The sequence below is a fragment of the Fortiea contorta PCC 7126 genome (assembly GCF_000332295.1).
In the GTDB taxonomy this organism is placed as follows: domain Bacteria; phylum Cyanobacteriota; class Cyanobacteriia; order Cyanobacteriales; family Nostocaceae; genus Fortiea; species Fortiea contorta.
Map to the genome: position 1 here is coordinate 4,640,273 of NZ_KB235930.1, position 13,557 is coordinate 4,653,829.

At 40.7% G+C, this 13,557-nt stretch carries 12 protein-coding genes and 2 pseudogenes; 2 read left to right on the forward strand and 12 right to left on the reverse strand.

The window, feature by feature from the left end:
- Positions 1-316: 316 nt before the first annotated feature.
- From MIC7126_RS0121600 to psaK (MIC7126_RS0121640), 8 genes and pseudogenes are all read right to left on the reverse strand, one after another.
- On the reverse strand, positions 317-1,135 hold the full coding sequence (locus MIC7126_RS0121600) for a two-partner secretion domain-containing protein (RefSeq protein WP_081603060.1): 819 nt from the start codon (positions 1,133-1,135) through the stop codon (positions 317-319).
- Between the two features lie 2 nt (positions 1,136-1,137).
- Positions 1,138-1,563: pseudogene (locus tag MIC7126_RS0121605) on the reverse strand (ShlB/FhaC/HecB family hemolysin secretion/activation protein); the annotation flags it as partial.
- Entirely contained in the window at positions 1,542-1,748 is a 207-nt protein-coding gene (locus MIC7126_RS0121610; RefSeq protein WP_154655947.1) for a hypothetical protein, read from the reverse strand. The gene MIC7126_RS0121610 and the pseudogene MIC7126_RS0121605, both read right to left, overlap by 22 nt.
- Positions 1,749-1,826: 78 nt before the next feature.
- Positions 1,827-2,256: pseudogene (locus tag MIC7126_RS32060) on the reverse strand (DUF928 domain-containing protein).
- Between the two features lie 39 nt (positions 2,257-2,295).
- Complete coding sequence (locus tag MIC7126_RS32065) at positions 2,296-2,595, reverse strand: hypothetical protein (protein WP_017655245.1); 300 nt, start codon at positions 2,593-2,595, stop codon at positions 2,296-2,298.
- A 376-nt stretch (positions 2,596-2,971) separates the two neighbouring features.
- The gene (locus MIC7126_RS0121625) at positions 2,972-4,897 is read right to left on the reverse strand and encodes a CheR family methyltransferase (RefSeq protein WP_017655246.1); all 1,926 of its coding nucleotides are present in this window, start codon (positions 4,895-4,897) and stop codon (positions 2,972-2,974) included.
- A gap of 634 nt (positions 4,898-5,531) precedes the next feature.
- A complete protein-coding gene (gene psaK / locus MIC7126_RS0121635) occupies positions 5,532-5,807 on the reverse strand; it encodes a photosystem I reaction center subunit PsaK (protein WP_238553707.1) in 276 nt (91 codons plus the stop codon).
- A gap of 195 nt (positions 5,808-6,002) precedes the next feature.
- Complete coding sequence (gene psaK, locus MIC7126_RS0121640; protein ID WP_017655249.1) at positions 6,003-6,257, reverse strand: photosystem I reaction center subunit PsaK; 255 nt, start codon at positions 6,255-6,257, stop codon at positions 6,003-6,005.
- Between the two features lie 571 nt (positions 6,258-6,828).
- On the opposite strand from psaK (MIC7126_RS0121640), the gene MIC7126_RS0121645 reads away from it, so the two are divergent.
- Positions 6,829-7,788, forward strand: a complete 960-nt coding sequence (locus MIC7126_RS0121645; protein ID WP_017655250.1) for an RpnC/YadD family protein — start codon at positions 6,829-6,831, stop codon at positions 7,786-7,788.
- A 19-nt stretch (positions 7,789-7,807) separates the two neighbouring features.
- Here MIC7126_RS0121645 and MIC7126_RS0121650 read toward each other — a convergent pair whose 3' ends face one another.
- On the reverse strand, positions 7,808-8,428 hold the full coding sequence (locus tag MIC7126_RS0121650; protein WP_017655251.1) for a Uma2 family endonuclease: 621 nt from the start codon (positions 8,426-8,428) through the stop codon (positions 7,808-7,810).
- Between the two features lie 137 nt (positions 8,429-8,565).
- Positions 8,566-9,543 carry a DUF1517 domain-containing protein gene (locus MIC7126_RS0121655; protein WP_017655252.1) on the reverse strand — a complete coding sequence of 326 codons (978 nt, stop codon included), beginning with the start codon at positions 9,541-9,543 and terminating at the stop codon, positions 8,566-8,568.
- 1,266 nt (positions 9,544-10,809) lie between these two features.
- Here MIC7126_RS0121655 and MIC7126_RS0121660 point away from each other — a divergent pair.
- The gene (locus MIC7126_RS0121660) at positions 10,810-12,021 is read left to right on the forward strand and encodes a glycosyltransferase family 4 protein (protein WP_017655253.1); all 1,212 of its coding nucleotides are present in this window, start codon (positions 10,810-10,812) and stop codon (positions 12,019-12,021) included.
- A 6-nt stretch (positions 12,022-12,027) separates the two neighbouring features.
- Here the strand turns inward: MIC7126_RS0121660 and thiS are convergent, their stop codons facing one another.
- Complete coding sequence (gene thiS, locus MIC7126_RS0121665; RefSeq protein ID WP_017655254.1) at positions 12,028-12,240, reverse strand: sulfur carrier protein ThiS; 213 nt, start codon at positions 12,238-12,240, stop codon at positions 12,028-12,030.
- A gap of 29 nt (positions 12,241-12,269) precedes the next feature.
- On the reverse strand, positions 12,270-13,373 hold the full coding sequence (locus MIC7126_RS0121670) for a thiamine phosphate synthase (RefSeq protein ID WP_017655255.1): 1,104 nt from the start codon (positions 13,371-13,373) through the stop codon (positions 12,270-12,272).
- Between the last annotated feature and the right edge of the window lie 184 nt (positions 13,374-13,557).

The window sequence follows — 13,557 nt, forward strand, 5'->3', positions numbered from 1 at the left end:
TTACCTCGGCTTTCATGCCGGATGTGCCCCCATGAAAATCGCGATATTGATTGTCATACCAATTCACGAAAAAGTTGATACAGATAGATTTCTCGTAGGGACACGGTACTGTCCATTGGTGTCAATTCAGGATTTTTGGGCATATTTAGTCATTTTTAGATGACTTAGGCTATGAGCAAGGAAATGAATTTCCTTGCGGGACATGGACTTTACGTTAAGTTGACACGTATGCTCGCAGCCTCGCACTATTTTGCTATTTCTCCAAACTCTGGAAATGTGGGAGAATAACTGTCAAAGCAGTTGCTGATATCTAAAATCAGAGGAGCCTGTAGCTCGAAATACGCCGCCCACCAGTTGCACCAGACACATTCACTTGGTGAGCAACAACTGCAACCCCTGGTGTGTCGGGAATCGTCACGCCAGCACCTGTAAGTTTTACTACTCCATTTTCCACTGTCACACCAGTCGCTCCCCCAACGTTACCCCCTGTTAATAGTTGCGGTAACGACAATGGTGTCAACGCGGGTGAATTAATTGCGGCTTTTGTCTCCACAGGTAAAGCCAAACTCAACAAACTTCCTTCGGGAGTAATGCGGACTAACTGCTCTCCTGGGATGGCTGCAATGGTAATATTGCCTCCTGGGGCAGAAATTGTGCCTGTGTTGATGACTGTTCCGCCTAACAAGGTTAAATTTTGTCCAGCACCAACCGCTAAATTTCCTGCATTGAAAATTGTCCCGGCTTGGGTAAATGCGAATCCGTTGGGGTTGTTTAATAAACTGGCATAATTATTCGTACCCACAGCGTTAAACCATTTATCCCCAAATCCAATCCCGTTAGCTGTGGTGGCTGTAAAGGCTGCTGGGACATTTAAACTCGCACCTGCACCGAAAATAATGCCGGCGGGATTCATTAGATATAAATTAGAATTACCGCCTGTGACTTGAATTAAGCCGTTGATCAGGGAAGCATCTCCACCGGTGACTCGTCCTAAAATGTTTTGAATGCTGGGGTTGGAGATAAAGTTAGCGGTTTGATTTTGATTGACTCCGAATTGCTCGAAGCTGTGAAATAAGTTTGCCCCTGTCTGGGTGCCACCTTGTATATTAATGGTGTCGCCGTTTTGGTGAATGATGGTGGGTTGTTAGATTTATTCCGCACTGCACCCATATCTAGAAATGGTGCTAGTTGTAGGTTCGGTTCGCCTGTTTCGTTTCGCTGAATGGCGATGCGGTTTTCTAAGGAGAGGCGAAAACCATTGTCTCCAGAACGCGCGTTTTGGCGATAACCCCGCAAGGATTGTCCACCACCAATGACGAATTGTTGAGATGGTAGCAAACTATCGGGGGTAAGTTGTATTTCTGCTTGTGCAATCAATAAGTTATCTCTGTCTAGGCGTTGCACTCGCTGGATTTGTCCTGACCAACTGAAGAATCGCCCATCTGGTGTAAATTCTGATCTAATTGTCGCATCGAGTGCTGTAAACTCAGGATTAATTGTTGCATCGAGTACATCTAAACCAAAGTTGAATTGCGATCGCACTACCCAAGCTCCTTGAATGTTGGTGTAGAACTAGGTGGAGTGGGGAGAATGGGCGATTCTTTGGGGGGGAGGGGTTGAGGAGAAGGTAATGGTTGCGGAAAGCGATCGCTGTTAGGATTAGGTTTGTCAGCAGAAAGAATGGGGGATGTTTGCGCTAAGACAGGTAAAGCAATCAGCAGCAAACCAACGACAATGAACTCAGACATCAAACCATTTACCTGATTTCGAGGCAAATTCAAATACATATATTTATTTATGGCTACTTATGTACTTAGAAGCCGGAGTTAATTTAGCAAAGGCACAGTAGAGATGGGCGACAATTTCACTGATGCTAAAAGCGTTTGCCAATCAGTAGCTAAATTTACATCCTTTGGACTAGCAAGGCGGAGTTGAGCTAACAGCGTTAGCGAATCATACCAAATACCCGCCCCTGCATAAATAGCTGTCTTGACCTTTTGGATGAGGATTGATGCGTTGAATGTATCCGTCAACTTTAATAGGAACTGTGCTGTTTTTCGCAACACTCCCTGTTGCTGGCTGATTACAAGCAATTTTGAAGTCCCAGCGATAGGTTTTATCTAGCCGCAGAGGTGCGATAGTCGCAGGGATAGACACACTGATGATACCGGGTTTTGGTGGCAATGCGATCGCACTTCTGTAGACATCGTTCTCTTTGTCATCTTGAAGCACAAATTCCGCTTGCAAATTTGCCATATCTTCCGTGTAAGGAACGAAAAACCAAAAAGTTGGACGTTACACAGTCGTCAACCCCCACCGTATCTCATTTGGTTGAGCTTTTTGTTGAATTGTTACATTCTGATTTTGAACAGGCGCCACTGCAGTTAGTGGCAGTTTAACATTAAAAGCACAAAAATCTTGACGACTAGCATTTCCCGCAAACCGCCCTGATATTCCACTTAAATTAGGCGGTGTTTTTGGCCAGACAAAAACCAGCCTAGTTTTATTTAGTGGCCGAGAATCTGGTTTTTTCTGAGGTTTTTGAGAAGAATTAGGTAATTGATTTTGGGCTAAAACCTTTGTTATATACGGCATATTGCATAACAATATACCCACAACCAGCATTAATTTCGTCGTTGCGAAAATTAACTTGTTCATCAGATTGCACTGGATAGAACATGGATGTTTTTATTTCTTCAACAATATTTATTTTTGTTTAAAATCGGTCATTTCTCTCAGTTTTACTCGATAACATAATACCATACGAGTCCATATTTAATTTTTGAAAAATACGTAGGCTGCATTATAACGAAGTTTAACGCACCAAAACCTAAATCTGGTGCGTTAGCCTACGGCATAACACACCCTACACATACTTAGATTTTTGAAAACATCAAATCGGATTCCTATAGACTTCATACTTGATACTTCAGACTTCAGACTTCAGACTTCAGACTTCAGACTTCAGACTTCACTGCTGTTGCTGTCGCCGTTCTTCAATTTCTTGCACAGAAATCATACTATTAACTCTGTCTATATCTGCCATCATTAAAATAGCCCCTTCTATATCTGTGCTGCTCAGAGGAGTAATCGCCAGATAACATTTAATTTTTCTACCGCGACGGTTAGTAGCATCAAGAATCATTTCTTGAAAATGCTTTTTCCCAGAAAGAACCTCACGAATAGGCGATCGCAGTTGCTCAACAGGTAAACCAATATCTAAACTAAACAAAGACTGTCCCATCACCTCATCAGTCCGTAATCCCCACAAATCCTCAACAACATAATTCCAAATAAAAATGTTAAAGCTGTTGTCAAGCACAACTATTCCCGTTTGCAGACTTCTGAGAATAGAAACCAGAAAAACATTAGTGCGATTCAGTTCCGTGGTACGCTGATTCAATTCATGATTAATTGTTTGTAATTCCTCATTAGTAGAATGCAATTCTTCATTCATCGTCTCCAATTCTTCGTTGGTAGACTGCAATTCTTCGTTGGTTGTCTCCAATTCTTCATTAGTAGACTGCAATTCAGCGTTAGTCGTCTCCAATTCTTCATTAGTAGACTGTAGTTCTTCATTCGTTGTCTCTAAATCCTGACGAGAACGCTGGAGCGCATCTTGGAGTTGAATATAACGAGTAACATCATGGAAAGTAATACTTACCCCGAGGAAATTACTATCAATATCTTGCAGAGGTGTAATCCGCACATCAAGATATTGCATTTCTGCATTGGGTAAATAACGCTCTACATTCGTCAACGTAATCGTACGACGTTCACTATACGCTCTTTCAATGAGCGATCGCAATTCTATTGGTCGATAAGAAAGCTCTAAATCTTGGAAGGGACGAGCTAAATCCCTAGGTGATAGACCAAACACACTCCGCGCTTGCTCATTGATTAACACTAAAGAACCATTAACGTCAACAATAACTTGAGCAATTGACGCCAAATCAAAAGCTATTTCTCTCAGCCTCACATACCGCGAGAGACGGTTATTAGATTCATCCTCTTCTGAATTAGTCATACCTAAAAAGCGTTGTTTAGCTACAAGCCGCTGTGAATCAACACGCATATTCAAGGTAGATATTCTATTAAATATCCTGTTTTTTAAATCCACCGGCGTAAACAAATTAGAATGCATCAACAGCATTTCTGCTTTACCCAAAAACAGATAACCTGTGTCATTCAGAGCAAAATGAAACCGGATTAAAATCCGCCCTTGAGTCTCAGAATTAAAATACATTAATGTATTACGACACACTAATAAATCTAAGCGAGAAATCGGTGCATCTTGAAGTAAATCATGGCGACCAAAAATCACCGCACGGCGTAAATCTTGGCAAAAAATATAATTATTTCCTAATAAATCAAAATATTTTTCTCGCAATTGTAGTGGAATCGACTGCACATCTTTACTTGAATATACAGCTTGCCGCGCTTGGTTGAGTGCTTCCTCATCCACATCCGTAGCGTAAATCTTCACCCGTTGGCGGAATTGCTCTGGCCCCAATAATTCCGCCATGACCATTGCTAAAGTATAAGCCTCTTCTCCAGAAGCACAACCAGCACTCCAAATCCGGATTTGCTCAGAATTACCTTTATTACTAACTATTTTAGGTAGTACTTGTTCTATCAAGTTTTCCCAAGCGGCTGCATCTCTAAAAAAACTGGTAACGTTGATCAGGATGGTGTTAAACAAGTAATTAAATTCTTCTGGATAAACTTCTAAATAATCTAAGTAATCTTCAAAATTCTCTAAATTAAATGACTGCATCCGCTTGCGTACACGACGCATCAAAGTTGAGCGCTTATAGCCGCCAAAATCAAAACCTCTACTTTGTCTTAAATAAATTAGTAAATTTTCAAAATCCAGGTCTTTTTCTGGAACAGACATAGACAAGTTAACCTTTCCGGAAAATCAAAATTTTCATCTCGCTCAATAAATTGAGCCATTATTACATTTCTCGATTGTACTCAACAAGAGCAAGCATAGTGTTTTAATTCAGGATTTTTCTCAAGTGAATACAACACTTGTTGATCATACCAAGTTGCAATGCAACATTTCCAAATGCATTTTTGGATATTTCACACAAATTGTTAATTATTTGTAATATTCTGAACTTTTATTAACCTTGTAGTTATGATACGGTAATTCCTGCAAGATCATCAGCAATACTAAACCACCAAGATCAACAGGATGCTTCTACAAGCTTTTTATATCAAAAGCCTCGACGAAATAGATACAGAAAACCTACCGCAACGAGAAATCCAATCTCGAAAAATAGCTAAAAAACTCTCACTCTTTCCGACTTTTTTAATTTACGCAATTTTTTTACCAATATTCATGATTCTCTATTACTGCTATCAACCTAGTGCAGAGAAATTTCAAAATATAATTTTTGTTTTTATTCTCAAACCGCTCCGCTGGACATGCTATAAAATTATCTATTTATTCTGCAACCTCTTGAGTCGGCTTTTTTAAAAAATAGCTCCCAGACTTCTTTTAGAAGTCTGAGATTTAGTCACACTTAAATAATACCAAGATTGCTCAAACCTAAAACCGCAGCAACACCAATAATATGACCAAAGCTCATTGCTGCCAAAAATGTAGCGACGCTAGGATGATTGAACAAACCAGGGAAAGGTAAAGGCATTTTATTTCCCACATGAGGATAGCGAACCGTCCAACCAGCAATCACTAAAGCTAATAAACAACTCCCAATAATAATTGGTGTTCCTATCCAATTCCACGTAGTACCAGTATTAGGAACTGTGACCTGCACAACTGATAACATTGACGACATCATAGTTCTTTCTCCTGCAACAACAAACCAACTCAGTGAGGATGATTAATCATGTAAATACTCCGTTACAAGAGATCTTCTTAACCTCCCTCAAAGGAAAGATTATTTTTTCCCATACTAATCAGAGTGATTTAAGCACAACTAATTAAACGCAAATTTGAGAATGATTTTGCTAGAGAAAGAACTAAATTTCAGCTAAATACTACCAATATTAGTCAGTCCGAGAACAATACCAATACCGATAATATGACCAAGCGCCAGCGCGCCCACAAAAGCGGGAATACTGATAGGGAGAATAGGCAATTTCGGCCCAACCAAGGGATACTTAATCTTCTGCGCCAATAAAACAGATATGATGCTACTAACGCTGATAATAATCCCCACAGTGGGATTCCATACAGGTGTTGCAGGTACGGTTGCAGCGGCGGTTAGTAAAATTGATGAAATCAAGCTTTTGTCTCCTAAACAGGAAAATCAATGTAAACCTAAAAGATTATAAAACAATCCGGTTGAGTTTTTATCGGCCAGAAAATTATCATCTAATAAAATGAGTACAATTACTTAGGGTTACTGTTCTTTGGTTCACAACACAAGTGCTTTAGTTCACAACACAAGTGCTTTAGTTCACAACACAAGTACTTTGGTTCACAACACAAGTGCTTTGGTTCACAACACAAGTGCTTTGATTAAAAAAGTTTTTGTAACATCACCATCTACACACCTCACCAAATCGCCCAAACCCCTATTCTTTCGTTGAGGTGTGTCGATTGCTTGCTGCGTAAGGGTTTGAAGTATGTGTTTGCTTAATTTTTCGGCGGTATTTACAATTATTTTCAGAGGTGTGTCGATTTGTCGTCTGAAATCCTTACCCAGTAAGGGTTGCTAGACGAACTCCCCACCGATTGGGTCAATTCGGAATTAATGGAAACGCGCCGTTACCAACCCCTCCGTTTTTATTAAGAACCCCACCGATTGGGTTAATTCGGGAATCATTAAAAATTCGTACAAAATCCAAAATCGAATGTCCGAACAACGAACAGAATATGACAACCCTTGGAAAGAAATTATTGAAGATTTCTTTCCTAATTTTTTAGAATTTTTCTTTCCCACAGCATACGCGGTTATCGATTGGACAAAACCCTATGAATTCCTCGATACTGAACTGCAACAACTGGAACCAGATGCAGAAATAGGCAAACGCCTAGTTGATAAAGTCGCTAAAGTTTATTTACTAAACGGAGAAGAAGCTTGGATTCTTATCCACATCGAAGTTCAAAGTCAATATGAAAAAGACTTTCCCACTCGCATATACATTTATAACTATCGCTTATTCGACCGTCACAAAAAACGAGTCATCAGTCTAGCAGTACTTGCAGATGAAGAGAGAAATTGGCGACCAAATAAATACGAATATTCCCTAGGAGGATGTAGCGTCAGTTTAGAGTTTCCGATCGTGAAATTATTAGATTACGAAGCCCAATGGCAAACTTTAGAGAAAACTACAAATCCTTTCGGTATAGTCGTAATGGCACATTTACGCACCAAAGCCACAAACCAAAACCCCGAAAGTAGGCTAGATTGGAAACTGAGATTAGTCAGAATGTTGTTTAAAAAAGGGTATAACCGCGAACAAATAATTGGCTTATTTCGATTTATCGACTGGATAATGTTCTTACCAAAGGAATTAGCCGACAACTTTAAAACAGAATTAAGAAACGACGAGGAGGCAGGTAGAATGCGTTATGTAACCAGCATCGAACGTTTAGCGAAAGAAGAAGGTAGAGAAGAAGGTAAGGTAGAGACTGCAAGAGAAAGCATCATCGAAGTTCTGGAAGTGCGGTTTGGGGAAATCCCAAATACGATTGTTGAAAAAATTAATAATATAAATGACGTAAATATGCTAAAGACTATTCATAGGCAAGCGATCGCTATACCTTCACTCGATGCATTTTCAGAAAAAATAGAGGAAATCAGCTTGTAAATCTTGTGCGTGGCTAGATTTACACACCTCCAGCTTGAAAAATTTGTTCGGCAGTTAAATTCAATTCTGGGAAAATGGTTGAGATGATGCGATCGCTGTTTCGGAACTGCTGGACTTGATATTCCCCGTCAACTAACGAATAAACTGAGATAGTGGGTTGTTTAGGATTGCCAATAAACCGCCTACCGCCTAAAGCAGCATAATCTACAATCCAGTATTCTCTGATGCCCACTGTTTCATAAGCAGCGACTTTTGTCAGATAATCATCGCGCCAGTTTGTGCTCACTACTTCAATCACCAGTGGTATAGACTCTGCTTGACTGACAGTAGATTCTTTTTTCCACACAGGCTCATTGACTAAATTAGGCCGATTTAATATCAGCACATCCGGTGAATAAGCTGATTCGCTTTCTATTGGTTTGACAAACGCTGTTTTGGGAATGAAGTAGGGAAGTTTCAATCTCTTCATTTCCACAGATATTTCTAGTGCCAAAAATCCAATGACCTCTTCATGGTCGCCTGTTGGTGGTGCCATCTCAACAATTACTCCATCATGTAGTTCATAACGTTTTCCTGTGTGGTCTGGGTATTTGGCGACGAATTCATCGAATGTAACTAGTTTGCGTAAGGTTTGAGTCATAATTTATTGCTCCCAGTAGTCGTTTCGGTCATGAGCTTATACTTACCTATAGCATTCTAGCGATCGCTCAACAGTATTCATGTTGTCCTTTTGCCTTTGTTAGGGCACAACTAAGTTAGTTGTGCCCTGAAGCAATGCTAGACCAACTTCAAATCAGGGTATTCTGCAAGCAAATCATCACTAGTGAGAGTATCACCCTCAGCTTGAGGAGTCCAAAGCACCTCAATCGCTAGTAACTGCTCACCAGGTAATCCGCCAATTTGACGCAGAACTTGGCGTAGGTCATCAGCGCTGTTAATCTTGGGCATGTCTACCTTACCCAAGGTAGCTGCTAACAATGTGACGATAATGTATTCTCCAGGCCCTTCAGTGAACAAACGGGTGGGGTTATCGAGATTGTCTACAGCAGGTAGCGCATCTTTAGCCAAAGCAGCTTTGAGTTGATTATTGACATTAGACAGAGTTTCTTCGCTGAATTTACTGCGTTCTGCTAATGATAGGCGGTTGAATTGAGATTCTGCAGAGTTCAATTTAGCTTGTTGCGTACCACCACCTGCATATACCCAATACTCAGGGTGACGGAGTAAAGCTAAACTAGCTTCTTGTAAAATTTCTGCTCTCCCTTGTGGGGAATTGGTGTCAGCAGTTTCTGCAATGTGGTTGAGTTCAGGTTGCAAACCACGAGCTTGAGCTAACAAACCTACTTGCAAACGGGTAATAGAAACAGCAGGGTTGCTGCTGTAACCGACGTCATTTGCAGAGTCACCACTGCTAACGCGGCGAAAAGTTTGCAGCAAAAAGTTAGCGATCGCAATAAAAATTAAAATGGTGAATAGACCGCCAAATCCGCCCCCAATACCCCAAAAAGGTATCGAGAACGGAAACCCAAAACCACCACTAGGATAAGGCGCATAGTATCCACCTCCTGGAGGTGCATATGTGCGTGGTGTATAAGTACGGCTAGAAGGCACTCTAAAGGAACCACCGCCGATTCTACCACCGCTGCGGGCGGCTAATGCTCCATCAGCGTGACTCAATGCCAAAGTGAGCACTAAGCTGAGGACAAAGAAAGTTTTTAACAGCGGTTTGATGGCTAGTTGTAGTTTTTTACGCATAACACAATCGCTTGAAAAACGGTTTTGGTGATGATATCTCCTAATGCTGTCAGGAGTGTTGTGCTTAGTCAATGACGCCAGCCCGTAACAAGCAAGCGAGTTTTTGATTGGCAGTAGCTCTATGTAACATGCATCTGTTTCCGGCTACATCTTCAATCTACCTCGTCTTATCTTCTCTGGGCAGCAGGCGGAGGGGGGATTTCTTGAGTAGATAACCGTACCTGAAAATCTACAGATATAGTCGGAATTTTCGGATTAATTAATTATTTGGACACATAGCAGTTGCTAGGTAGATTCAAACCTGAAGGTCTGCAAAAACATAAACACCAAGGGAAATTCAAACCTATTCTCTGTTCCTACAGTCCTATTGCTGATTGCTATCTAACTGCTGCTTAATAATCTGTCGATGAAGTTTTTTCGCCAAAAGATTAGCATTTGACAACTGCGATTAACTAGTGGCGATAGTTTCCATTGTCTAGTTTTTTGGCATTTTGGCAGAAAAGTTTACTGACTTCGAGATAATCTATTTATTGATAGTAACTACATCGATTGAATCTTACTTAACTACTATTATTAAATTTTGGTAACTTCTGAGCAACTAAAACAAGTTTTCAGTGGCAAATAGAGACTGCTACCAAGAAATTAATTTAACTAAATTACTAGTTAAAAACATACATTTATCTTAATATTTGCCAAAAAATATATACAATATTCACTCAAAAAACGATGACAAAACATATCTGCAAAAACTATATTTCATAACATATCTAATCTCGATTAACTCTAGCCAATCAAAAATATTGTCGAGAGCAGCAGGTAAATAGCAGATTTATCCAGCACAGGTGTTGGCACAGATGACAAAAACAGGGAAAATCAAATATGGAATTAATCAACTAGCAATTTCATCATTTACAGTAATTTAGGCTCAATCTCAAATGTAGCCATCTCAGTAAGCAGGTTTGATATACTACTTAGTATCAGTCAGGTTAATTTGTCGTTGACACTTAGAGAGGACATAGCATAATTCAGGTGAATAAAGGAAAATTTTCTCAGATTAAGAAATTACTACTCTACTCTTCCAGAGTCAAGGAGAGTAGTGTACCATTAGCATCAAGTAGCAAAACGCTCTACTGCGTCTGCAAGGAGAAAAATATACATGTTACAAAAGAAAAAAAGCTAAAAGGGAGCAAATCAACACTAATTTACTCGCTCTAGTTGACAAATTAACAATTAAAAATTGTTAGAAGTATAGTTATCAATTTGATTATGGAACATATTTCACAACTGGCGACAAAAGTTAGAGACAAAACTGCATTTCCAGATATTTTAGTTATGTCTCGTAGTTTTCTGCCCAAACAGGCCGCTATCGGAGAATATATTTATAATCGCTGTCTTCAAGATCCAGAAAGGATAATAGTTTTAGCAGGTAGTTGCTCTGGCGATCAAACATTTGATCAAGCGCAAAAGTTTCCTGTACATCGCTGGCCAAGACCGCAAAACTGGCGATTTTTACAGCCGCTATTTAATTTGGTATGGTCATTTGTCTTAGGGATCAAACTTTATTGCCGCTATCGCTACCGTTACATAGAATGGGGGCACGGTTACGAATTTCCTTCACTATTATTATTGAGTTATTTTCTGCCTATCCGCTTTTTTATATACTTGCATGGCTGTGATTTACCTTGTGTTCTTCGCAATCCGGTATGGCGATCGCTATTTAAACTCACACTCAACAGAGCCGAAGGCATTGTTTGTAACAGTTCCTTCACTCAAGACTACCTCAGAGCAGCTTTGCGCTTAAATACCCCGACCCATGTAATTAACCCCGTAGTCAGAGCCGATAAATTTGCTGTGGGCGCAAATCAAAAGCATTTAGACAATTTACGTCAACAGGTGCGCCAAGAACATCACATTCCCAATACCGCAATAGTGATTCTCTCAGTGGGGCGCTTAGTCAAAAACAAAAACTTTAGTCGCGTCATTGATAACCTACCCTTGTTGATGAATGTAGGAGTAGACATTCACTATATAATTTGTGGTCAAGGCCCTTGTGAAACCGAACTCAAAGCCCAGTCTCAGCGCTTGCGGGTAGACAAACGAGTGCATTTTGCTGGATGTGTACCAGAACAGGAATTAGCAGGGTATTATGCCGCTTGTGACATGTTTGCGATGCTGACCTTATCTTATTCTCAACCCAAAAACATCGAAGGTTTTGCGATCGTTTTTTTGGAAGCTAGCTATTTTGGTAAACCGATCATTGCTTCTCGTCAGGGAAATGTTCTGGATGCAGTTCGCCATGAAGAAAATGGGATTTTAGTTAATCCCAATTCCGGTTATGAAGTTTTTCAAGCCTTCAATCGCTTGTGTCAAGACCAGCAACTACGCGAGCAACTTGGTCGCAGAGGTCGAGAATTTGCTAACCGCAAAACCTTACACCGATCGCTGTATAAATCTGAGTTGTTAGTCAATGGCTGCTAGAAAACCTCAACCACCACCGACAATCGTCACAACTTCTAAGCGATCGCCTGGTTGTAAATTTGTTTGAGTCCAAAATTGACGATGCAAAATCTCCCCATTATACTCGACCGCCACCAACCGGGGATTAAAACCCAATTGTTGCAATAAATCGGGTAAAAAAAGCGGAGATAAACAGGTTTGGGCTTCCCCATTTACCTGTAATGTAATTTGCTCAGACATAAAGTTGTGCCTGTGAATTGGGAATTGATTTAAGATGCTGGTTTGATCCGATTTAACTGCGATAAGAAATATTGCGTCACCAAAGTAGGCTGTTCTGCTTGCATGAGCGATCGCACTACCGCCACTCTCTGTGCACCAGCATCAATCACATCATTAACATTATTCGCATCTATACCGCCAATTGCAAACCAGGGAATGGTACAGTTTTTCGCCGCATAGCTCACATATTCCAGTCCCGCAGCAGGTTTACCGGCTTTAGTGGGCGTTTCATATACTGGCCCCACGCCAATATAATCAGCGCCCCCAGCAATAGCCCCTTGCATTTCTTCTGGATTTGTGGTAGAAACACCTATCAAGCGCTGAGAACCTAGTAACTGTCGGGCAATAGAAATGGGCAGATCTTGCTGTCCCAGATGTACCCCATCTGCATCTACCGCCAAAGCTAAATCCACACGGTCATTGACGATGAACAACGCACCGTAAGTGTGGCATAGCTGCCGTAGTTTGGTAGCATTTGCTAATCGCACCGTATCATCGCCGATTTTGTCCCGATATTGCAAAATCGTTAAACCGCCTTTAAGCGCAGCCTCAACAGTTGTTAACAAATTATCTGACACTGAGGTGACAAGATATAAACGCGATCGCCATAATAATTGATAGCGCTGATAGCCCATCAAATTACTTTCTAGGGTATAAACTCGATAGCGCATCTGCTTAAACTCTTTACCCATATTTGGGTTGTGGAGTTTGCTGTATTCTTCCAGCACGCGCATTGCTTCTTCCACCCGACAAAAGTTAGCTTGCAACAGCGATTTAATTCCGGTACGCTGTTCTTCACCAGGGTGAGTTAAATCGGTGCCTGGATCACTTAGTGTATCTCGCGCCGCTCTCAACTCTGCGGTGTGCCACTGAGCCACCTCTTGTCGTAAGCGCTTGCATTCTCCAGCTAAATGCACGTTATTCAAACCAAAACGACACCATTCTTCAATAATTCGCAAGCCTTCACGAGCACGGTCTAAATTGGCGTCTAAAATGCGGTAAACAACTTGCTGTATCTGTAGAGTTTGGCTTTCAGGCTCACCCATTACCACAACCCCATTAGTGCTTTCATCGTAGCAGCCAGCCTCTTTCATATACGCAATTTTATTCGCATCATTGATTTTTGATCGAGTAGTTGAGATTGGGGACACAATACTAGTCAATTGATTGGGAATTTTGGATTGGAGATTTTCGCTTGGTTCCGCTTAAGTGCGGGCGGAGCATCAACCAAATCATCTCAAATCTAGAATCTAAAATCTCAAATTGACACTCTCAAAA